Below are 21,407 nucleotides of genomic sequence, written 5' to 3'. Positions count from 1 at the left end.
CAACGCCGCGCCCCGTTCCCGTCCCGCAGTCGGCGCCAGCACATCATGCCGGAGCGGCGAGCTCCCTCGACAGGTGTTTTCGCTGGATGTCGGTGTGCAGCACGTACAGGATCCCGAACAAGACCTGTCGGTCCGGGGCGGGCCGGCTGCCCTCGGTGAGGAACCCGCCGCCGCTCTTCTCGCGCAGCACCGGCGCGGGCGGACCGGTCTCCTGACCGGACCCGCCGTTGTGGCCGTTGGGATGGCCGACCGGCGTGCCCTCGAGCCGGTCGGCGGTGAGCACGCCGGGGTCCTCAAGGCTGCGTGCCGCATGCCTCCCCCGGACATCGGCACGGCTCTTCACACCTTCGCATCGACGATTCCGGCAGCGCGGGCAGCGGCCAGCCAGTCGGGAAACTCCTGCAGCAGCCGGTCATAGAGGACTCCGTCACTCATGGCCCCAGGGTCCCGGCCGGCGTGAAAGAAGTCGGCGTTGTCCACGACCCGCTTGCCCGGCACGGCGAGTTCATCGAGCCTGTGCAGGAAGCGGAACTCGTTCTCGTCGGGGTCGCCGAAGCCGATGAACTGCCAGAACAACGGGAGCCGGGCGGCCTTGCACAGGAAGCGTTCCGCGGCGGGGCGGCTGGTGGGCCCGCCGTCGGTCTGGAACACCACCAGAGCCGGCGCCGTGCTGCCGGAGTCCACGTAATGATCTATCACCGCGTCCATGGCCCAGTGGTAGTTCGTCCGGCCCATGTGCCCCAGCGCTTGGTGCAACTTCTCGATCCGGCCCGCATAGTTGTCCAGATGAAGATCGGCTGCCCCGTCGAGGTCGGTGGAGAAGAACACCACCGGCACCACGCCGTCATCATCCAGATGCGCGGACAGCGACAGCACCTGCTCGGCCAGGCGCTGGACCGTGCCGTCCCGGTAGTACTCCCGCATCGACCCGGACCGGTCCAGCACCAGATAGACCGCGGCCCGCTCCCCCTCCAGGCGGTTCTTGCGCAGACTGACAGCGGCACTCTTGTACAGGCTGACCAGACCCGGCGCCCTCGCCTCCACCTTGGCCAGACTGATCGCAGCAGACATCGGCTCCCACTCCTCTCGCAAATCACACGCACGGGCCGCACCACGAAGACCCGGCCTTGGGGAGGCGGCATCCCACCCCGATCCACAGGGCGTTGACGATATCTCCGTTGACGGTGCTCTCGTGTGCGCGCGGTCGCTTACCCGGCAGCAGCGCCGAGGTGCGTCAGCCGAGTCCCAGATCCGCTGCGGCAGGCACATAGAGCCTGTCGAGCTTGCCGACCAGTCCGTTGCGTGTATTCGTGGGCAGCAAGCCATGCCATCGCCAGCACCCGGTGCGCCCTGTGCCCTGCCGCCCGGCGTCCGGCGTCCGGCGTCCGGCGTCCGGCGTCCGGCGTCCGGTCAAGCCACACGTGCCTCACTCAGCTACCCCTCCTGCCTTGCAATCCAAGACGCCAACCCGCGGGGCTCCCTTCGTTTCAAAGACCAGGAAGCCGCCGGTCCTAGAGCCGGACTGTTTCAAAGGGCAGGCTGAGGCGGGCAGTCGCGTCTCCTGGCCCGCGTCCACCGCGCCAGCGGGAACGGCATGATCCCGTATCTCACCCGCCAGCGCGCAACCCTCGCACAGATACCTGCCGACCGCGCAGCCGCAAAGACCGCTATGCCGCACAGCACCCGAACCGCAATCGCGGACAGGACAAGCCACGTTGGAGTGACTGCAGGGGACGGGAATCCTCCCGGCAGGTGCGGACGCTCCCCCGCTGCCCGCGGGGCCTCACGCAGCAGAAATGCCACACAGGGTCGAGCCCGTGCAGCAATGGGCACAGATGAGGAGACGAGTACCGAATTGCCGCGTGCCCGGACCCCGCACGTCAGGAGCTGCCCCATGCCCAGCAACAGCCGCCCCCCGCTCGCCCTGGAACAGCACGCGAGAGACGGCACCTGGGTCGTGGCCGTCCGGGGCGAGGTAGACGCGAGTTCCATTTACCCGCTGCACCGCGCCACGCAGGCGGCAGCCGAGGCAGTGCCCACCCTCGTACTGGACCTCAGCGCGGTGACGTTCGCGGATTCCTCTGCCCTGAATCTGCTCATCACCCTCCACCACACCACCACACTGCGCGTCGCCGCACCGCAGCCCCAGCTTCAGCACCTGCTGAGCATCACCGGCGCCGACCAGGTCCTCAACATCTACGCCACGACGGATCACGCCTGCGCAGCCGGGGCCCGGTGACACCGGGCGCCCCCGCGGGCTGCGCTGCCTTCGTCCAGGGTGACCAGGGCGGAACGGGCGAATTGCACGGCAGCACGCGCAGGGCGGGCGAGGGCGGAGACCGCCCCTGCCGCCGGCGATGGAAACCCGGCATCGGCCGACGGGGACAGCGCCCGTGACCTACAAGGGCCGAAGGCCCAGGGCTGAAAATGCGGCAGCCCGCCACTCCTCCCGATCCACGACGGCGGCCGAGAATAGACCTGGCCGAGCCGCTGACGCGGATTTACCGTGCGCCTATGACTGAGCTGCGCAAGCGCAAGTACGAGCGGTGGTTCCACGCCGCCGACGTCGACGGCGACAGCGCGATAACCCGGCAGGACGTCGTCACGATGAGCGAACGCTACGTCCAGGCCAGGGGCCTCCTCCCCGACTCCCCTCAGGCACGGCAGATGTACGAGACCATGCACGGGTTCTGGGAGTCCGTGATCGCCCCCGCCGACGCCGACAAGGACGACAGGGTGACCGCAGGGGAATTGACGCAGGCGTTCGCCGCCACCTTCACCAATCGCGCTCACTACGCCGAGGAACTCGGACCGGTCGCCGACCGCTTCTTCGACCTGGCCGACGCCGACGGTGACGACGCGATCAGCCTCACCGAGTTCACGCACATCTTCGGAAGCACCGGGCGGGCCGCCGACGACGAGTGTGCCGAAGTGTTCAACGCGCTCGACCTCGACACCTCCGGAACCCTGTCCCGGATCGAATACCACAAAGCCGTATGCGAGTTCTTCTACGGCGACAATCCCCGCTCACCCGCCAACAACATCTTCGGCCCTCTCGCCTAAGGGAAGCAGCCGACCCGGCTCGCCCGGCGGCTCGGGGTTCGGGGCTCGCACGACGGAGCAGGGCAGCGGAGCCCTCGGTGGCGGGATCGCTTCTGCCGAGCACGCCCGGGTGTCCCGCCACAACACACCACAACGCACGGGTCACAGACCTGGACATCGCACGCGCCGTGGCAGCCGGGCCGACTGCCATCCCCTCCCGGGCCACCGCCTCCTGCTCAACTGACCGTACGCCAGCAGTGATCAGCACCCACGTAGGTTTCTGACGAGCCGTTGAGTGGACAGTTCCTGACCACACGGCTCCGGCCCGGTCCACGGTCCAAACCGTTCAGCGTTCATTTACGGCGCGCTGCAAGGGTGGAGACGAGCCTTCACCGGTGGCGCACCCTTGCGCCTCCGCCGGAGGGCCGGCGGAGGAGAGCCGTGGCCAGACCCCACGTCCTGGATGAGCTGCTGCGCCAGCTGAGGTCTCGTGTCTGGCGGAGTGGTGATCCTGATCCGCAGGCGTTGGTCGACTGGATGGGACGGCAGCTCGGCGCACAGATCGCCCTCGTGGGCCGGCCAGGCGAGGTGGAGGTGTCCACCGCCCGCTTCGCGCCAGACCTCCTCGTGCAACTCCAGCCGATGCTGGCGCAGTTGGCCAGCGGACAGCTGGCCGCTGCCGCCTCGCAGGCGGGCGTGTTCCATGTGCGGTGCGAAGTGCTGGGCGGGCAGGTGCCGCGTCCGGTGCTGGTGGTGGTCAGCCCGACGCCGCTGACGCGGGAAGCCCTGACGCTGGCGTCTCATGCCGGCGCCGTGGTCGAGGTGTTGCGACGCGTCCGGCAGGCCGACGACCTCGCATTGCGCTCCCGGCAGTCGGCTGCGCGGCTGCGCCTGGCGGTCTTCATGGCCTTGATGACCGGAGAACTGACGCTGGCCCGCCGGATGACGGCCGGCGCTGTTCCGCCGTTGCTGGACGCCGAACGTGTGCGTGTCCACCTGCTGCGCTGCCCGCCCGCCGACCGCGGCAGGCTCATCCATGCCCACGAGGATGCGTCGGGCTATCACGGGCGTGGCCTGATGGTGCGCTGTCCCGTCTACGACGAGCACCTCATCTGTCTCCTGCCCCCGGACCACGAGGGCGACGGTGCGGAGGGCGATCTGGCCACGCCTGTGCGCGCCCTGGTGCAAGACAATCCGCACTACGCGCTGGGCATCAGCGCATCAGTACCCCTGAAGGACACCGCGCAGGCGTACGACCAGGCCCGCCACGCTCTGGCTGTTGCCTGCCACACGCCCGAACGGCTTGCCCACTACCGCGGCCGGCCGCCGCTGGCCGGGCTGCTCCCCCGTCACCAAGCCGTCGCCTGGGCCCGTGCCTTCCTGGAGCCCATCAGCACCGGTGCCCGGCTCACCCTCGACATCACCAGCCTCGCCCTCAACTTTCCCCGCTCCGGTGTCGCGCAGCTGCTCGGCATCAGCCGCAACACCGTCACCGCCCATCTGGCACGGGTCCAAGACGCCCTCGGCGTCGACCTGCAGGACCCCCTCAGCCGCGCCGACCTGGCCCTGGCCCTGGCGGTCACCGGCCTCCCGCTGCCCGACAGCAACGACGGAGCCGGGCCCGCGCCGACGCCCTCGGCGGACAGCCTGCTGTCCACCCGGGCGGCCGTCACCTGGGCCCACGCCTTCCTCCAACCCCTGCGGGCCGGCACGGACCACAGCGTGCACCAGACCCTGCGGGCCTGGGTCGAGGCCGGCACCGATGCCCAGCGAACGGCCCGGAACCTCGGCATCAGTCGCGCCACCGTCCGTGCCCGCCTGCGCACCGCCGAACAGCTCCTGGAGCGCAGCCTCCTGCCTCCCGGCCCCGGCACCCACGACCTGGTCCACGCCTTGCGCATCACCGGCCGTGCACCGTGAACAGTCACACCCCCGCAGCTGCGCACCGTGCGCATTGCCCGTCGTCGACAGCGCTTTCTAGAGTCTGTTTCACCTGGTCTGCGATCTAAGTTGCTCAGGTTCAACACGGCGCGTGGCCCACAGGCACCGTCGTCTACCAACGGGGAGGAACTCCATGAACTTCCGTACCACGCGAGGCCGTACGGCCACCGCAGCGATGGGTGCCCTGGCTGCCGCCACCCTAACGATCAGCGCGACGCCGGCCTCGGCTGCCGCGTCCGACGGCTATATCCGCGGCGCCGGCTCCATCTACGACGACCTCGGCGACGAAGGCACGCTGTCCACATCCTCGTACGCGAGATCCAACCTGGCCTGCTTCTGGCAGAACGTCCTCTACGCCGAGGGCGCCACCGAGGCCAACGGCACCGTCATCGACCGCTCCGACATCGACGGCGCCTTCGGCGGCAACACCAAGTTCGCCACGAGAACCCTGCAGAAGCGCTGGGGCCTGACCACCGATGGCATGGTCGGCAACAACACCTTCGGCAAGCTGGACGAGAAGCGGGTCTACCATCCCGACGCCGACGGCAGCGGCGTATACAGCGGCAAGCTGCAGTACTTGAGCACCGACTCCGTCACCGGCCAGATCAAGGCCAAGTACCACGGCAAGCTCCACAGCTTCAACATCTACCGCAACGGGACCAACGGCCGCTGGTCCTTCGTCGTCCTGAAGAACGACAACGGATCGATCGTCCCCACCCACTACAACGACACCTGGTCGCATTGCACCAGCTAGCAGTGCTTCGCCAGGGCGCTGCGCCTCATTGTGGAGAGGGATCCGAAAGGCCCGGGGCGGCGGTGACGAGGACGACGCGATGGCGCCCGCCGCCCCGAGTGCGCCCTCGCAGTGGACGGACCCCCAACCCCCCGCAGCAGGCAGCCGTGCTCACGCAGGACTGCGACGGCGGACGGCGGGGCCTCCTCGGTCCTCTTGAGTTGCACAACTGCGAGCTGCCGGGAAGCCCCGCCGATCGCCGTGCGGAAGCTTTCTGCGGGTCAAGCCGCCTTTGCGAAGACGAGCACTTCAGTGGAGGCGAAGCCCAAGGGTGCCGGGAAACTGGCCTCCAGGCTGCACCCGAGGGTCGCGAAGAGATCCACGCACGTCCGGCGGGGAACGGCGGCCGGGTAGGAGTCGTGCCCCACCCCGCCCTGCGTTGCCCAGGCGCGCATCGTGGCCGGGTCCAGGCAGGTCTCTGTCATGACGTCGAAGACGATCCGCCCGCCAGGTCGCGTGACGCGTGCCATCTCGAAGAAGTAGCGGCAGGCGCCGAGGAAGGTCAGGGTGTTGAAGACCTTATGGGCCTGCACGAGGTCGATGCTGCCGTCGGGGGTCGGGGTGAGGCTGCATTCAGCGGTCGGCTGGGCGACCACACCGTATGCGTCCACCAGGTAGTCGGCCCAGGGCGCCGCCGTCTCGTAGATTTCGTAGCGGCTTGGTGAGCACTCCTTCAGGGTCTTCTCCAGATATCGTCCGGACCCGGGGCCGATCTCCAGCACGGTGTCCGGGCCGGCCGCGAAGACGCCGAGAGTGCGCAGTTCATCGATGGTGGACTGGGTGGCGCCGGGTGTGCCGTTCATGACCTCGTCGAGGTAGTCACCGACCGACAGACCGGCCGTCCGCGCAGCCCGCATCGTCGCCTCGAACGGAAGGAAGTCGTCCACTCCACCCCGGTTGTTGGTGCTGCGCACGATGTCGAATCCGGCGCGCCCCAAGAGCCGTTTGACCCCCGACTTCAACACTGACGTTCCCCTCTCCGCTGCCCGCATCAGGCATGACCCCCCGGGTCGTCTCAACTCTCGGTCACCGAAATGCAGGGAAGCGCGGACGCAGATGCGCAGGGAGGGCGGCGCCTCCGGCCGCCGTCGCCCGCGCTCTGTCCCCACGGCCGCCGCCGCCCGGTTTTCCAGGGTAGCCGCGGGACCTCCTCACGGACCTTGTTTTCCCGCACCCCCAGCACCGACGAACCAGCCACTTCCGCCAGTGGAGCTGCTCTCCGCCGCCGACTGCCTCCGGCTGTATCCCATGACGGCACGGACAACGGCGATTGCAGGCTTCGGACAGTTCCGGTGATCTCGATTGTCTGCCACCGGTCTCGGCCGCATTTACGTCAAATGGCAAGCTGGCCACTCGCGTCCATACGTCCATATGGGAAGGCCAGCCGGAAGTCTATGAACAGCAATACTCTCAGCGCCCTGGAGCGTGCCGCCGGCCATCAACAGCGGTTCAATGCGGCCTTCGAGAAGTACTTCGCGAATCTCCCCGGCGATCTCAACGGTGCACAGCTGGGCCGTTTCCCGCCCCGCTGCCTGGAGTTGCTGGCGCAGTTGTCGTTGCGTGGCGGGAAGCGGGTCCGGGTCGCCCTGCTCTATGAGGCGGCGGCCCTCGTCACGGGCCAGGAGGTGGCGGGGCTGGCGGAGGCGGCGCTGAGTCTTGAGCTGCTGCACAGCCACGCGCTCATCCTCGACGACATCATGGATGACTCGCCGACACGGCGCGGCGGCCTCTCGACGTACTACGCCTGCCGTGAAGACCTCCCGCACCACCCGCAGGCCGCGCTGGGACTGGCCATGATGGTGGGCGACCTGGCCGGTTTCCTGGCCCTGCGCGTCCTGCTCGGGGCCGATCTGCCCGCCGACAGCAAACAGGCCCTGCTCGACGTCCAACTCGGCGTGACGACCGACACCGTCATCGGCCAGGCCCTTGACCTCGAACGTGACGTACACCCCTCGTCCGATGAGGCGTTGCTGGAGACGGTGGTCGAGTACAAGACGTCCCGCTACACCATCCTGGCCCCCTTGCGCCTGGGACTGCTGGCCGCAGGCCAGGACCTGGCGGAACATGAGGAGAGCCTGCGCCGCTATGCGCAGTTGGCCGGCCTCAGCGGCCAGATACGCGACGATTACCTCGACCTCTTCGGCGACCCCGACGCCACCGGCAAACCCCGGGGTGCCGACCTGCGGGCCGGTCGCCTCACCTACCTGACCCGCCAGCTCCTTGCCGTCACCAGCGGAGACGAGCACGCCACCGTCAAAGCCGCCCTCGGCACCCCCCGCTGCACACCGCAGACCATCGATCGTATCCGTGACATCGCCCACCGCCACCACGTCCACACCCGCCTGGAGAAGTCCATCGACCACTACGCCCGGGCCGCAGCGGAGGAAGCTGCCTCCTGGCACCGCCACTGGAACAAACAGGCCGTCACCGTGTTCGAGCAGCTGCCGCTGTGGAACGTCCACAGAACCCGGTGACCTTCTGCCCGCGCATCATCCGACGCGGCACCCGCATGCGCGCCTGGAGCGCGAACTCGCAACAATGACAGGGACGTTGAAGTAGCACCATGGGCAGGCGTGTCCGTCCGCACCGGCGTTGCGCCTGGGCACACGGGGTGACAGCCTGCCTCGAGCAGACGGGACGGTTCCGCTGTCCTTGCCCCGCCCTGACCATTTTGAGAGAGGCACCATAATGAGCAGTGAGCCGGCAGACCTCCACGAGATAGACACCTCCCTTCCGCACAGCGCGCGTGTATGGAACTACTGGCTGGGCGGCAAGGACCACTACGAATCCGACCAACGGGCCGGTGACGCCTACAAGGAGAAGTTCCCCCTGATCGTCCCGATGGCCCGGGAGTCACGCGATGTCCTGCGCCGCTCGGTGACGTGGATGGCCCGGGAAGGCATCAGACAGTTCCTCGACGTGGGTGCCGGGCTGCCTACCGCCAATAACACGCACGAGATCGCCCAGCGCATCGCGCGGGACAGCCGGGTGGTCTACGTAGACCACGACCCGATCGTCCTGATGCACGTCGACACGCTGTTGCGAAGCACGCCCGAGGGCGCCACCGATTACGTACTGGCGGACATGCGCGACACCGACAAGATCCTTCAGGGCGCGGCGAAAACGCTCGACATGTCTCAGCCCATCGGTCTTGTGATCAATGATGTGCTGGGTCACATAGACCCCTGGGAAGACGTACTGGCTTTGGTGCGCGGCCTGTTGGCGGGGCTTCCTTCCGGGAGCTATGCCTCGCTGAGTCATTCCGATGCCGACGATGAGCTGCACCGCAGCGTGCAGGAGGAGTACAACAACTCCGGCGCCATTCCCTACATTCTGCGCAGCCCGGAGCAGACTGTCTCGCTCTTTGACGGACTTGAACTCATCGATCCCGGCTTCGTTCCCTGGCCGCAGTGGAAGCCGGACGCGGCCATGCCCGGCACGCTGACCATCCGGGCCGGATGGGTCGGCGTGGCACGAAAGCCATAACACTCCCCTGCCCCGCCCGACGTGGGGCGGCACGGCGCGGTCCGGGCAGCCTCGGCGCCCGGGCCGTACCAACAAGCTGCACAGCCGCGGGCGGCCGGCATCGAGCATCGACCGGTCCATGCAGGAGAGCTTGACCGAGGGCTCTTGCCCGCCGCAGCGGGGGCCGGTTCGTCGACCGACCGCCGTCAACTGCGGTGTGGGTGTTGCGGCGGCTTCTTCGCGCCGGGGACACGGCCCAGCGCCGGCCGCAGTACCGGTGCATGACGCTGCAAGAAGTCCCACAGCTGGTCGGCGACCGGCCCGTGCGGCCGGTCGCGCCGGCGGGCTGCCGAGAGGTCCTCGACCACACCGGGGAAGTGCCGTCCGGCGATGGAAAGCAGTCTTCCGTCACGCAACTCGGTCTCGATCATGAACCGCGGCACGTGTCCCCACGCCATGCCGTGCAAGATCAGCTCCTTCTTCATGAGGTGGTCCGGCACGGAGCTCCGGGGCGCGCCTTCGACCAGGAAGTGGCCTGGTTCGGACGGATGCCGCGCTGAATCCCGCACCACGCACTGGGTGAAGGTCTGCATCCGCTGCGGTGTGATGTCACTGTCCGGAGGGAAAGGCAGGAAACCGGGCGCCACGACGGGCACCAGCGCGACGCGGCCGAGATCGATCCACTCCATCCGCACATCGCTCTTGGGCACGCGGTGCACCATGAGGTCGGCTTCGTCCTCCAGCAGCCGCTCCCAGGGGCCGGTGACCGTCTCGAACTGCAGGTGCAGCCGTGTCTGCGGGCACTGCGCGAAGAAGCCGCTGAGCATCTGAAGCACCGGCGGAAGCGGGCACAAGTCGCCCAGCACGACACGCAGTTCGGCCTCTTCGCCCATCGCCAACTGCTCGGCGTACGTCTGCAGCTCCTCTGCCTCGTGCAGCAAGAAGCGCACCTTGCGGTGGAAGGCGTGCCCCGCCTCGGTGAGCCGGACCCGATAGCCCGAGCGGTCCAGCAGGTCCAGGCCCAGCTGGCGCTCCAGCTTGGCGACTGCTGCGAACACGGAAGGGTGCGAGCGGTGCAGCCGCTCGGCGGCGGCCTGGAAGCCGCCGTCGAGCACCACGGCGTTGAAGCACTGCAACTCGTGGAGCGTGAAATTCGACATTGTCCAGAGAACCTACAGGGCTCGTCCGGTCTTTGTAATAGCACTCTGCCGGGTGGTGTTCCTAGGCTGAGCGCATAGCCGCTGCATCACCGGATCACTAGATCTCTGGATCACTGGAGCTGACATGTCTTCTCAGACCCTTACTGCCATCACCACCGGCGACGGCGTCCGCATCGCCTACCGATTCGACGGTGACGAGGACAAGCCGGTGCTGCTGCTCTCGAATTCCATCGGCACCGACCTGTACATGTGGGATGGCCAGGTGCCGGCTCTGACCGAGCACTTCCGGCTGCTGCGCTACGACGCGCGCGGCCACGGTGCCTCCGATGTCCCCGACGGCCCGTACTCCCTGGACCGGCTGGGGCGCGACGTGGTGGAGCTGCTGGATGCCCTGGGCCTGCAGCGGGTGCACGTGCTGGGCCTGTCCCTGGGCGGAATCGTCGCACAGTGGCTGGGGATCCACGTTCCGGAGCGCGTCGACCGCCTGGTTCTCTCCAACACCGCCGCCTCCCTGGGCCCGGCCAGTCAGTGGGATCAGCCGATCGCCGAACTCCTGGCAGCCCCCGACATGCAGGCCACCGCGGACATGTTCCTGCACAACTGGTTCCCGGCCCACATGCTGCAAGGCGACAACGAGGTCGTCGAGGGCTTCCGCCGCACCCTGCTCGCCACCCAACGCCAGGGCGTGGCCGGGAGCTGGGCTGCGGTGCGCGACTACGACCTGCGCCGCACGGCCACGCTCATCCCCAACCCGACGCTGGTCATCGCGGGCGAGCACGACACCGTCACCTCCGCCGACCATGGCAGGGAGCTCGCCGCGACCGTTCCCGGCGCGCGGTTCACCCTTCTGCCCACGGTGCACATGGCGAACGTCGAGGGGCAGGCTCAATTCCTGGACGCCGTCGTGGCTTTCCTCACCGAACAGTCCTGAGAGACGGTTTCTCCGCCTGCGCAACGGTTGTGACGGTCACGGCACCTGACCGCCCGGCAGCCCGTGGCTGCGCCCGCATCCTGCCGGGGTGGGCCGGCCCGGCCCAGCTCGCGACCGTCCTGTCGTCAGCGACCTCGAACACGGTCATGCCCGCGACGACCGCGTCGGCCAGTCCCGCCTCCGTACCCCTGCGCCGGCACCAGCCGGCACGATCCAGGTCAAGCCCGTTCGATCCCCCGTGCGCAGGGGTATGCCCTGCCTTGCCGACCGCACGTCAGGGCTCGGACCGGATCTGGCTGATGGGGGAATCGTGCGCACTCGCGTATCCGGACTGGGCCTCGGTCCGATCCGAGGGGACTACGCCCTCATGACCCCGTTCGCGGGCACCCTGCTGCAGATACTCCGGGGATTCCTGCTGATCGCCTGGGTCGTCATGGCCGGTTTCACCGTGTTCACCCCTGACCAGGTCGACGGGAACCTCGCCTGGACGACCGCGGTGGTGATCGCGGTCTACACCGTGACGCTCGTTTGGCGTCTGCTGACCGCCCGGCTCGGCATGAACCGGTGCTACCTCCTGGCGGAGGGGGTGGCCGTGACCAACCGCTTCGGCCGGGTGACCGATTCCGTGGCCTGGAGCGACGTGACCGGTATCCAGCAGACAACGGTCGTGGAACTCTACATGGGAGCGCACCGCATGGAGATCGGCCGGAACCAGACCGCCAAACCCCTTACGTTCCTGGCACCGGGCGTGAAATCGCAACTGGTGAAAGCGCTGCTCACCGAGGGCCGCCGCGCAGGAGCCCTGCAGTGAGGGGCATCGGGGTCCCGGGTCGTGGCCAATCGCTATGGCAAGCGCGGATACATCCACCTCGGAACCGTCACCCTCGCAGCCCTCATGATCTGGCTCCGCACATGATCCGGGAAACCGCGCCTGACCCGGGCCAGTAACCCCCTGCACCAGACGAGCCACCCGGGAGCAGGATCAGGTTCCCGGCCCGTCGAAGAGACCCGGCCGTACACCACGACGCGACCGGACATCCCCGCACCGGGTGGTCGATCAGCCGTGCCTGGCCGTGATGTTGAACATCCAGCTGATCCCGAACCGGTCTACGAGCGAGCCCGCCACGTCGCCCCACTGCTGCTCTTCCAGAGACAACGTCACGGGTCGGTGGCTGCATGAGGTGCGTCGAGGGGAGGGCGATACTGCGCCAGGATTCCCTCGACGATTGCCATCAGGCGGTCCCCCGCTTGATCGATGCTTCCGTTGTGAGTGCTGACCTGCGCACCTTCCAGTACGAAGGTGATCGCGGCCGCTGCCAGCTCGGGATCGCGCAGCCCGGCCCCGGTGCACATGCCGACCAGCCTGCGGGTTTGGTGGGCCTTGTGCTGCTCGATCACTTGCCGTGCAGGGTGGGAGCGGTCGGGCAGTTCGGCGATGGAGTTGATGAACGGGCAGCCCCGGTGCGAAATCGCGGGCAATCCCTCGGCGATGAAGCGGGCCAGGCCAAGGATCTGGTCCATGGGCCGGCCGGGGTACTCGGCCTCGACCCTGTCGAAGGCCGCCTGGTAGTCGGCGGCGACGATCCGCAGCCACTCAGCGACCAGCGCGTCCTTGGTTTCGAAGTGCCGGTAGATCGCCATTTTGGTGGTCCCGGCCCGTTCGGCGATCGTCTGGACACCCACCCGCCGGATCCCCTCGCTCTGGAAGAGCTCTTCCGCGGCGTCGAGAATGCGCTCGCGAGGCGGCAGTTTGGCCACCCTGCCCGGTCTGCTGACGCTTGCCGCCATGACTACTCCCTGACTTCCGGTCCGTTGCGGGACCCCTCAATTCCCCTGTTACGGTACCAGTCGGTCCCGGACGATACCGTTGGGTATCGTCCGGAACCGACTGGTACCGTTCGTTCCAATGGGAGTGACAGTGAGAATTCCCGAGTACGTGAGCTTCGACGCGGTCGGGCTCGCGGAGCTGGTGGCCGCAGGCGAGGTAACCCCCGCCGAACTGGAAACAGCCGCACGGGAGGCCGCTCAGGCGGTCAATCCGCAGATCAACGCCATCGTGGAGACATGGCCGGCCGACGATGAGCCCACCCCCGGCAGCGCACCGCTGGCCGGGGTTCCTTTCCTGATCAAGGACATCGCAGTCGCCATGGCCGGGAAGCGGATGGAGCTGGGCAGCCGTCTCGCGGCCGGCAACGTCTCCGGCGCCGACTCTTCCCTGATGCGGCGCTTCCGTCGCGCCGGGCTCGTGACGTTCGGGCGTACCGCGACACCGGAGATGGCCTACAGCAACACGACGGAACCCGTGCTGTACGGCGCGACCCGCAATCCGTGGGACCCGGCGCGCAGCGCGGGCGGATCCAGCGGGGGCGCCGGCGCGGCCGTCGCGGCCGGCGTGGTCCCGATCGCGCACGCCACCGATGCCGCCGGCTCGATCCGCGTCCCCGCCGCCCACAACGGCCTGTTCGGATTGAAGCCCACCCGCGGCCGGGTCTCCGTGGGCCCCTACTTCGACGAGCTCTTCAACGGCCTGGTCGTGCACGGCAGCGTCAGCCGCACCGTACGCGACAGCGCGACACTGCTCGACCAGATCCGCGGCCCGGAACCGGGTGACCCCTACTTCGCCCAGGAGCCGTCCCGGCCGTACGCGGAGGAAGTCACCCGCCACCCGGGCACGCTACGGATCGGCGTACTGCCCCAGGCATGGGGCGGGCACCGTACGACTGCGCCAGTGGCCGACGCGCTCTCCCGCACCATGCGCCTGCTCGAATCACTCGGCCACCGGGTGGAAGAAGTCGAGGTCGATCTCGGGGTCACCTGGGAGGAGTTCGTCCTGGCCAGCGCCCGTCAGTGGACGGCGAATCTCACGGCCTCGGTCGACGAGCTGGCCGCCGCCTTCGGCCGGCCCATCGACCCCTCGACCCTGGAACCGCCCATCCTGGCCAGCTATCAGTACGGGCAGCGGGTCACCGGCGCCCAGTTCGTGACCGCTCTCGAGATCCGCAACCGCATCGCCCGAAGCCTGGCTCGGTACTTCGACACGTACGACGTGCTGCTCACCCCGACCGTGCCGGAGCTTCCCCTGCTCCTGGGCACTCATGGGACGGGCGCGGAGACACTGGACGGCCTCGGCTGGCTTCGGCATCTCCTGGATCATTCGCCGTTCACCGCGGCGTTCAATGTCGCGGGCACGCCTGCCATGTCGGTGCCGGTGACGGCCGACGCGGCAACGGGGCTTCCGATCGGCATGCAGTTCGCCGCCGGGTACGGGCTCGAAGGCCGCCTCTTCCGCCTTGCCGGACAACTCGAGCAGGCAAGCCCCTGGTCGGGCCGGATCCCTGCGGTGTGGGCAGGAAATCCCACGGCGCACTGAGGAGTGCTCCTGGAGCCGGTAAGCGCACACGCGGGTCGGTGTCCGTTGACGTATCTCAGCGGACACTGGCGTGCCGGGGCAGCTGGGTGAGCTGGGTGCCGTAGGCCGGTGAGCGGCCAGCCCGGGGAAACCGACCGGGCGGCCTCCAACCTGCCCATGTGACAACTGCCGTGCTTCTGCTCATCACTGCTGTCGTTGGAGGTACTGGGCCTCGCCGTTGCCGAGTGACCAGTCGGCATTGTCGTTCTCGGTCAGCACGACGAACATGTTGCGCGATTCGGTACCTGCGTAGTCCCGGGCGAGTTCGGCGATGCGCCGGTAGAGGGCCTGCTTCTGCGTGTCCGGGCGGCCGGCCCGCAGCGTGATGGCCACGTACACGATGCCCTCTTCGCGCTGCACGCCGAGATAGGTGCCGTGGCGCAGCACGCCGTGCTCTCCGTCGTGGGCGGTCAGGATCTGGAAGTGGTCGTCGTCGGGGAAGCCCATCGTCTCGCCGAGCGCCTCGTGGACGGCCCGTCCCAGTGCCTTCAACCGCTGTGCGTCGCAGTGCATGGCGTCAATGCGGACGAGTGGCATGTTGCCTCCAGGATCGGTCTGCGATGTAATTTGATCACTGTACATACCAGTAGGTACAGCCGGTAGCCGCGTCCCTGTGCCGGAAGCAGCCGCACAGCCTGCGCCACGGGATGCCGAAGCCGGCGGAGACCGCCCACCACCAGAGGCCCCTGTGACGACGGCGAGCGGCTTTAATCGGCACGGTGACTTCCTCACCGCAGAGTTGGGCCCGTGCCGAACGGCTGGATGCCCGCCGGATGACCGATGCTCTCCATGCGCAGACCGGTGTCCGCCTGCGAGTCGACGGTCCCTGTCCCGGCGGGCAGGTGGGTGCGGCCTATGTGCGCTGGCCTGATGGCCGACGCTCCGTCCTCAAGTGGAGACCGCAATGCCGGGCCGCGGGCTGCAGACAGGGCCGCTGGCGGTGACCGAAGCACTCCGGCTGGCGGGCTACCCGGCACCCGCCACCGAACTGGTCGCCCAAGTCGGGCATGCGGCGGTCATAGTGCAAGAACTCCTGCCAGGCACACAGATCGGCCGTTTCGACCGCCGCGGCCTGGAGCAGGCCATCGCGCTCAACCAGATGCAACGCGGCATGCTCGCCCACCGCACCGGCATCCCCACGATGGACCTGCACCTGCTCGAAGACGGCCCCGGATACTGCCTGCACGAGCCCCTGCTCCGGCACAGCCGCCGTACCGCCGCACTCGAACACTGGATCACCGCGGTCGGCAGCGGCCCTCCCGCCCTCCTGGCCTCAACCGACGCCGTCCACACGGACTTTCACCCCGGCAACATGCTGGCCGCCGGAGGAACGATCACAGGAATCATCGACTGGGACGGGGCCGCCCGCGGCGATCACCGATTCGACCTGGTCACCCTGCGCTTCGGCATCCACGCCACGGACACCGAGCCGGGGGTGACCCGGCATCTCGACGCGGTCCTCGATGCGCTGCCCGAAGACCTGCTGCAATCAGCCTGGGCCCACATGAGTCTGCGCATGGTCGACTGGGCGATCCGCCACTTCTCCCCCACCGACGTGGACCACTGGCTGGACCTGGCGGAACAGCGCGCGCGCTGAAGCCCGGCCGCACACGGCAGGGACGACGGCCTCGCCCGCCATCCCCTCTATCAGGCCGACGCTGCAAGGCAACCGCCGTCGCTCACCGAGCGCGCACGGCGCAGACGCCCGGGCGCGGACTGAGCTTTATGACGCGCAACAGCCCTCACTCAGTGGATAGTGACCGCGCTTACGTCCGGTGGCCCGCTTCTCCCCCGGTGCCGGCCCCGCCGCGTTACTCCTCGTCGCGCAGTCGGGCGGCCAGGGAGGTGAGTGGCTCGGTGTCCTCGGTGTGGCCCAGGGCGTTCAGGCGGGCGACTGCCTCGTCGAGGCGGGTGAGGGCGGGGGCGGGGCGTTCCAGGTAGATGCCCTCCACCGCGCTCGCGAGACGGACGCACTCGGCCCATTCGCCGGCGCGGCCCTCATCGTCCGCTGCCGGTTCGCCGAGCAGGGTCAGGGCCTTCTCCAGGGCTGCCAGGGCGTCTTGGTACTCACCGGCGTGGGCGTTGACCCGCCCGTATTCGTAGGCCAGCGCGGTGTCCAGGGAGCGGCCGTGCGTCGTGTGGGCGGCGGCGCGGGCCTCGTCGGCGATCCGGCCGGCGTCGGCGAGGTAGGTGAGGGCGTCGGCCAGGCCGTCGGGGCCCTGCTGCCGGGTCTGGAGGCGGGCGAGTTCGCGCAGGCAGTTGCTGAGCTGTTCGTAGCGAGGGGCCCGGGCGTGGGCGGCGAGCGCCTGGTCGGCGGCTTTGCGGGCCTGGTCGAACTCGCCGGATTCACCGAGGAGTACGGCCGTCTCGCCGGCGATCATGGAGTGGCTTGCCGGGTCGTCGTCCCAGCCGGCCGATTCGGCGGCGAGGGCGACGAACTCTGCCGTGGCGGCCTTGAGGTCCTCCCCCGCGTGCAGCGCACGGGCGCGGATCAGGCGCAGTTGGGCCGCGAGCCGGTCGTCCAGCTCTCCGCCGGCGACATCCGGTTCGGCCAGCAGGGAGTCGAGCAGGGCGATGCAGTCCTCGATGCGTCCCAGATCGAGGCTGAGTTGGGCCGCATTGCTGTAGGTGCAGAACGCGTCGGTCCGGTTGCCGAGGCGCAGGTCCAGTTCCGCCGACCGCGTCAGGTGGCGCAGTGCCTCGTCGGGGCGGTCCAGGCGCATGCAGGCTTGGGCCAGATCGCCGTGGAGGCGGGTGGCATCGACGAATTCGGCCGGCCAGTCGGCGGCCAGGCGCAGGGCCTCGGTCAGGTCCGCGTGTGCGGCCTGCGCGTCGTTCAGGCCCAGTTGGATGCGGCCGCGCAGGCCGAGCGTGCGGGGCAGGTGCCAGGCGGGGCCGTGCGTGTTGAGCCGGTCCAGGAGGGCGTCGGCCTCGGTGACGGCGGCGAGCAGGGCGCCGGAGAGGGCGTGTGTGCTGGCCCGCAGCAGCTGGGCATTGGCGATCTGGCCGGCGAGGTCGTGCCGGGTGGCGAAGTCCTGCAGCAGGTTGATCTCGGCGAAGGCGGGCTCGGCGTGCTCCTGGCTCCGTGAGGTCTGCAGGCGCAGGCAGAGCGCGGCCGCCCGCATGCGCAGCAGGCGGGCCTCCTGGTAGGGGGCCAAACCGGGTGTCTGCTCGTGGAGGCCGACCATGGTCACGTGGGCGGCGGTCAGCGCGGTCGTCTTCGCCTCCGTCTCCCCGGCGTCCTGCGCGGGGTCTTCGGCGGCGGCTAGCAGGGCGCAGGCGCGGGCGAGCGCCGCGTGGCCCGGTGCGCCGGCGTCCTCGTACAGGCCGGCGGCCTCTTCGTTGAGGGCGGCGGCGTCGGCGTACTGGTCCTTTTGTCCGGCCCGGTTGGCCTCGTCGCTCAGCAGGTCCGCGCGCAGCTGGGCGAGGGGGCCCACGGCCGGGTCCTGGGGGTGGGTGTAGGAGCGGGCGGCGGCGAGCGTGCGCAGCTGCTTCCAGCAGGCCCCCGCGTCCGGGTGTGCCTGCTCGTCCAGAGCCCGTGCGTGGAGGATGAGGTCGGGCAGCGACTCGGGGACGGCGGCGGCCGGGCTGGCGGCGGGTGCGGCGAGCGGCGCGGCCGGGGCGATGTCGTCGAGGCCCCGGGTGCGCAGGGTCAGTTCCAGGGCGTCCAGGAGCGGGGTGCCCTCGAGGCGGGCGCTGCGCTGGTCGGTGTGGGCCGTGGTGCCGTTGCGGGCGTCGAAGCGGGCGGCGAGGTCCCGGGCGCGGTTGCCCACCTCGGCGCGCAGGCCGGCCACCGTCCAGGTGCGTCCGGCGTATCCGGCGGCGGGCAGGTCGCCGTGCCCGAGGAGTTCGACGCGCTTGAGGAGGACTTCCGCGCCGGTGAGGAAGTCGAACAGGTCCAGCGGCGATTCCACCTCCTCGAACAGGTTGCGGTTCTCGGCGAGCAGTTCCAGACCGCGGGCCTCGTTGCCGGTCAGCGCGCAGAATTCCAGGTGCCTGCCGATGTCGCCGGACATCGCGGGGTTGCGCCGGCAGCCGCGGTAGCCGGTCAGGTGCAGGGCGCGGGCCCGGTCGGTGTGGCCGGTGCGCACCAGGGGCAACAGCGCGTAGGAGATGGAGCGGGCCGGCTCCTCCTGGCAGGATTCCTTCCCGGCGAGGACGGGTTCCCAGGCGCGCAGCGCCCGCTCGTCGTCGCCTGCCGCGAGGTGGTGGCGGGCGCGGGAGCAGATCTCGCAGGCCTCGCAGTCGCTGAAGGGGGTGCGGGTGCGGCCCGCCCACAGCTCGTAGGCCGCTTGCGTGTCCTGGCCGAGGTGGGCGGCGAGCTGGTAGGCCTGTCCGTAGTAGGGCTGGAGGCCCAGGTCGGCCTTCGTGTAGCGGTCGCGCATCTCCGTGAGCCACTGGCGCAGGCTGGACAGCGGTATCTCGGGCAGGGCGCGCAGGGCGTGGGCCACCCATTTGAACCGCCAGAACAGCAGGTGGCGCAGGCGCTCGTCGAAGACGTCGGGCTGCTCGTCGAAGAGGGTGAGCAGGCGGGCGAAGACGACGGGCGACTTGCGGGGTTCGGAGCCGTAGGTGTAGGCCTCCTGGAGTTCGAGCAGCGCGTGGACGAGCGGGACGGGCTGGTCGAACTGCTCGGCGGCGTCGACGAGTTCCTCGGCCCTGACGGTCCGGGTGCGGCCGTAGGGGCGCTCGTCGTTCTCCTGGAGCGCCTCGTAGAGCGCGTCGGTGGTCTGGGGTGCGGTCGGCATCGTCAGTTGTCCTTGCGCAGGGCGTGGGCGAGAAGGTCGAGGAAGGAGCGGTTGATCAGGCTCGATTCGGCGGGCCGGAGCGGGCGCCGGGACAGCAGCGCGGCCTGCCCGTAGAGGGCTTCGGCGCTGGTGCGGGCCAGCTCGGGCTCGTCGATGGCCACGGCGGTGCGCACCAGCGGGTTGAGCTGGTTGAGGATCAGCTGGGCTCGCGGGGCCTCCTGGCGCAGGGCGCCCAGGATGTCGCCCCACAGACCGCCCTCCTGCTCCCGGGCGAGCTGGGAGCGGGTGCGCTCGTGCCGGGCCTCGCGGCTGTCGATGAGCAGGGCGGGGGCGGAGGCGGGCTGGAAGGTGCGCAGCGCGACGTCGCAGTCGAAGACGGCCAGGGCGTCGCGGGCCCGGGCGAGGTAGGCCGCGGCGGCCAGTTCCGTCTCGCGGTCGACGGGGTCCAGGTGGGCGGTCAAAACCGCCGGGTCGAGGTCGGCGACGCTGACCTCGGGCCTGATCTCGGGCAGCCGGTGGACCAGTTCACGGTCGTAGGTGTAGCCGCCGTTGACGACGCCCAGGCCGGCGGCCGAGGCGATCGCCGCGATCTGCCGGAACTCCTCCACGCTCGAGGTCACGAGCACAGTGCGGTGGGTGCGCGCGAAGGCGTCGAGGGTGGTGTGCCCGTCGCTGGTCTCGAACGGCAGCCAGGGCAGCAGCATCCGCAGGATCTCGTCGTCGTGCACCGCCAGCGACTTCACGGCCAGGTGGTGGGCCTGCAGGAAGCGGGCGAGCAGGTCGGGGTCGCTGGCGGCGGCCCGGGCGATCCACGCGCGCAGCCGCTCGGCGAGGGCCTCGCGGACGGCGGCGAGGGTGTCGTCCTCGTAGAGGGACTCGCGCGATGCCGTCGGGCGCAGGCTCTCGGCGTCGACGACGCAGCGGACGAAGAACGCCCACTCGGGCAGGATCTCCTCGGCCTGCTCGGACAGCAGCATGCCCTTGACGTGCACGCGGTGGCCGTGGCGGCGCCCGGCCGGCACCGCCTCGGGCAGCACGCACGCGATGCCCTTCAGGCCCACGGCCGGCAGGTCGAGCTCGATGGTGTCCAGCGGCGTGAACCCCAAGACCTCCTCGCCCCAGGCGGCCAGCGCGCGGGAGCGGGCTCCGGGTGTGGGGTAGGTGCGCGCCCAGGGTGCGGGCTCGGCGTTGACGCGGGCGCCCGGGCCGTGTGCTCCGCCCGTGCCGTCGTCGAAGGTCACCGGGTGGCGCAGCAGGGAGCCGAAGTGCCGGGCCAGCGCGTGCACCTGCGCCGGCCGGGTCCACTCGCCCGCGTCGGCACGCGGCGTCAGCGTGACGGTGGTGCCGGGCCGGGGGCGGGCGGAGGCTGGCAGGGCGCGGATGGTGTAGCTGCCGTCGCCGCGGCCCCGCCACTCCACGACCGGCGCGTCGGGGGCGCGGGCGGATCGACTGACGACGTGGATCTCGTCGGCGACCAGGAAGCAGGAGAGCAGCCCGATGCCGAACTGGCCGATGAAGTCACCGCGCTGTTCGGCGATCTGCTCGGCGCGCTTGCTGCTGCGGCCGATCGTGGCGAGGAAGGTGTGGACGTCGGCCTCGGTGAGTCCAACGCCGTCGTCCTCGACGCGCACCATCGCGCCGTCGGCGTACAGGCGGATACCGAAGGCCTCGGCCGGGGCGTCCGGTTCAAGACCGCGGCGGGCGGTCAGCGCGTCCACCGCGTTCTGCATCAGTTCGCGCAGGTAGACACGGGGGCTGGAGTAGAGGTGGTGGGAGAGCAGGTCGACGAGGCCGCGCAGATCCACCTGGAAGGTGTGGTCGGCGCCGACCGGGGTCGCGGCGGTGTGGGGCAGAGTCATCGGCAGTCCGGAGTGGGAGGAGCGGCAGGGGGCGGGCAGATCGGGAGCGGCAGGCCCCC

Annotated in this window: 18 protein-coding genes; 10 read left to right on the top strand and 8 right to left on the bottom strand. The window is 69.6% G+C overall.

The annotated features are described in order from the left end of the window. Nucleotides 1-43: 43 nt before the first annotated feature. Both ACWFR3_RS01010 and ACWFR3_RS01005 read right to left on the bottom strand, forming a co-directional pair. Nucleotides 44-343 carry a DUF6919 domain-containing protein gene (locus ACWFR3_RS01010; protein WP_453732375.1) on the bottom strand — a complete coding sequence of 100 codons (300 nt, stop codon included), beginning with the start codon at nucleotides 341-343 and terminating at the stop codon, nucleotides 44-46. After that, entirely contained in the window at nucleotides 340-1,071 is a 732-nt protein-coding gene (locus ACWFR3_RS01005; RefSeq protein ID WP_453732374.1) for a vWA domain-containing protein, read from the bottom strand. The genes ACWFR3_RS01010 and ACWFR3_RS01005 overlap by 4 nt, the downstream gene beginning before the upstream one ends. A gap of 823 nt (nucleotides 1,072-1,894) precedes the next feature. Between ACWFR3_RS01005 and ACWFR3_RS01000 the strand changes: the two genes are divergently transcribed. From ACWFR3_RS01000 to ACWFR3_RS00985, 4 genes are all read left to right on the top strand, one after another. Then, nucleotides 1,895-2,239: an STAS domain-containing protein gene (locus ACWFR3_RS01000; RefSeq protein ID WP_453732373.1), complete on the top strand. Its 345-nt coding sequence runs from the start codon at nucleotides 1,895-1,897 to the stop codon at nucleotides 2,237-2,239. Between the two features lie 275 nt (nucleotides 2,240-2,514). After that, on the top strand, nucleotides 2,515-3,063 hold the full coding sequence (locus ACWFR3_RS00995; RefSeq protein ID WP_453732372.1) for an EF-hand domain-containing protein: 549 nt from the start codon (nucleotides 2,515-2,517) through the stop codon (nucleotides 3,061-3,063). A 420-nt stretch (nucleotides 3,064-3,483) separates the two neighbouring features. After that, nucleotides 3,484-4,962: a helix-turn-helix domain-containing protein gene (locus tag ACWFR3_RS00990; RefSeq protein WP_453732371.1), complete on the top strand. Its 1,479-nt coding sequence runs from the start codon at nucleotides 3,484-3,486 to the stop codon at nucleotides 4,960-4,962. 154 nt (nucleotides 4,963-5,116) lie between these two features. Further along, nucleotides 5,117-5,737 carry a peptidoglycan-binding domain-containing protein gene (locus tag ACWFR3_RS00985; protein ID WP_453732370.1) on the top strand — a complete coding sequence of 207 codons (621 nt, stop codon included), beginning with the start codon at nucleotides 5,117-5,119 and terminating at the stop codon, nucleotides 5,735-5,737. Between the two features lie 260 nt (nucleotides 5,738-5,997). Here the strand turns inward: ACWFR3_RS00985 and ACWFR3_RS00980 are convergent, their stop codons facing one another. Then, nucleotides 5,998-6,768, bottom strand: a complete 771-nt coding sequence (locus ACWFR3_RS00980; RefSeq protein WP_453732369.1) for a methyltransferase domain-containing protein — start codon at nucleotides 6,766-6,768, stop codon at nucleotides 5,998-6,000. 402 nt (nucleotides 6,769-7,170) lie between these two features. On the opposite strand from ACWFR3_RS00980, the gene ACWFR3_RS00975 reads away from it, so the two are divergent. Further along, nucleotides 7,171-8,250: a polyprenyl synthetase family protein gene (locus tag ACWFR3_RS00975; protein ID WP_453732368.1), complete on the top strand. Its 1,080-nt coding sequence runs from the start codon at nucleotides 7,171-7,173 to the stop codon at nucleotides 8,248-8,250. A gap of 214 nt (nucleotides 8,251-8,464) precedes the next feature. After that, nucleotides 8,465-9,262: an SAM-dependent methyltransferase gene (locus ACWFR3_RS00970; protein ID WP_453732367.1), complete on the top strand. Its 798-nt coding sequence runs from the start codon at nucleotides 8,465-8,467 to the stop codon at nucleotides 9,260-9,262. 185 nt (nucleotides 9,263-9,447) lie between these two features. Here ACWFR3_RS00970 and ACWFR3_RS00965 read toward each other — a convergent pair whose 3' ends face one another. After that, nucleotides 9,448-10,401 carry a LysR family transcriptional regulator gene (locus ACWFR3_RS00965; protein ID WP_453732366.1) on the bottom strand — a complete coding sequence of 318 codons (954 nt, stop codon included), beginning with the start codon at nucleotides 10,399-10,401 and terminating at the stop codon, nucleotides 9,448-9,450. Nucleotides 10,402-10,525: 124 nt separating this feature from the next. On the opposite strand from ACWFR3_RS00965, the gene pcaD reads away from it, so the two are divergent. After that, on the top strand, nucleotides 10,526-11,332 hold the full coding sequence (pcaD, locus tag ACWFR3_RS00960; protein WP_453732365.1) for a 3-oxoadipate enol-lactonase: 807 nt from the start codon (nucleotides 10,526-10,528) through the stop codon (nucleotides 11,330-11,332). Nucleotides 11,333-11,699: 367 nt separating this feature from the next. Beyond that, entirely contained in the window at nucleotides 11,700-12,143 is a 444-nt protein-coding gene (locus ACWFR3_RS00955) for a hypothetical protein (protein WP_453732364.1), read from the top strand. A gap of 347 nt (nucleotides 12,144-12,490) precedes the next feature. On the opposite strand, the gene ACWFR3_RS00950 is transcribed toward ACWFR3_RS00955, so the two are convergent. Further along, complete coding sequence (locus tag ACWFR3_RS00950; protein ID WP_453732363.1) at nucleotides 12,491-13,120, bottom strand: TetR/AcrR family transcriptional regulator; 630 nt, start codon at nucleotides 13,118-13,120, stop codon at nucleotides 12,491-12,493. Between the two features lie 130 nt (nucleotides 13,121-13,250). Between ACWFR3_RS00950 and ACWFR3_RS00945 the strand changes: the two genes are divergently transcribed. After that, nucleotides 13,251-14,702, top strand: coding sequence for an amidase (locus tag ACWFR3_RS00945; protein ID WP_453732362.1), 1,452 nt, complete (start codon nucleotides 13,251-13,253; stop codon nucleotides 14,700-14,702). Nucleotides 14,703-14,885: 183 nt separating this feature from the next. Here ACWFR3_RS00945 and ACWFR3_RS00940 read toward each other — a convergent pair whose 3' ends face one another. Then, a complete protein-coding gene (locus ACWFR3_RS00940; RefSeq protein ID WP_453732361.1) occupies nucleotides 14,886-15,278 on the bottom strand; it encodes a tautomerase family protein in 393 nt (130 codons plus the stop codon). Nucleotides 15,279-15,681: 403 nt separating this feature from the next. Between ACWFR3_RS00940 and ACWFR3_RS00935 the strand changes: the two genes are divergently transcribed. After that, complete coding sequence (locus ACWFR3_RS00935) at nucleotides 15,682-16,338, top strand: phosphotransferase (protein WP_453732360.1); 657 nt, start codon at nucleotides 15,682-15,684, stop codon at nucleotides 16,336-16,338. Nucleotides 16,339-16,552: 214 nt separating this feature from the next. On the opposite strand, the gene ACWFR3_RS00930 is transcribed toward ACWFR3_RS00935, so the two are convergent. Both ACWFR3_RS00930 and ACWFR3_RS00925 read right to left on the bottom strand, forming a co-directional pair. Then, nucleotides 16,553-19,489: a hypothetical protein gene (locus ACWFR3_RS00930; RefSeq protein WP_453732359.1), complete on the bottom strand. Its 2,937-nt coding sequence runs from the start codon at nucleotides 19,487-19,489 to the stop codon at nucleotides 16,553-16,555. 2 nt (nucleotides 19,490-19,491) lie between these two features. After that, nucleotides 19,492-21,348, bottom strand: a complete 1,857-nt coding sequence (locus tag ACWFR3_RS00925) for an HSP90 family protein (protein WP_453732358.1) — start codon at nucleotides 21,346-21,348, stop codon at nucleotides 19,492-19,494. Between the last annotated feature and the right edge of the window lie 59 nt (nucleotides 21,349-21,407).

It is taken from the genome of Streptomyces sp. NPDC055189 (assembly GCF_053606765.1).
Note: the sequence above shows the minus strand (reverse complement) of the source record. Positions and strands in the feature narration are given on the sequence as shown.